This is a genomic window from Aurantiacibacter luteus (assembly GCF_001010945.1).
Lineage (GTDB): Bacteria > Pseudomonadota > Alphaproteobacteria > Sphingomonadales > Sphingomonadaceae > Alteraurantiacibacter > Alteraurantiacibacter luteus.
The window spans coordinates 1-310 of the sequence record NZ_LBHB01000019.1 but is presented as its reverse complement, the minus strand read 5'-3'; the positions used below and the strand labels follow the sequence as shown (position 1 = coordinate 310).

Annotated in this window: 1 protein-coding gene; it reads left to right on the top strand. The window is 30.6% G+C overall.

The annotated features are described in order from the left end of the window. On the top strand, window positions 1-309 hold a 309-nt coding region (locus AAW00_RS15220; protein WP_206539341.1), incomplete at its 5' end, for a hypothetical protein. Window position 310: the final 1 nt, after the last annotated feature.

Here is a 310-nt window from a genome sequence, read left to right as displayed (position 1 = left end):
ATCATTTTCTTTGTTATTTTAACGTTTTTTTCTTTTTGTGGTGCTTGGTTTTCTATTTTTAAAAGCCTAAGACTTCAAGAAGTAAAAAAAATGCCTTCAGATGGTGAACTCATCGAGTTTTTTGAATCTAATGAACTTCCTAGTGTTTATTTAGGCTTAGCTGAGAATTATAGTGAGGCTATTGAGTGGTACCGAATTAAGAACCATGATAAAACTACCCTAATGCAACAAGGCTATAAAGAGATTTTTCATACGGCAATTTTCTTTATAATTTCCATTCTTCTTATATTTTTAACTCAGGTAGCATAAC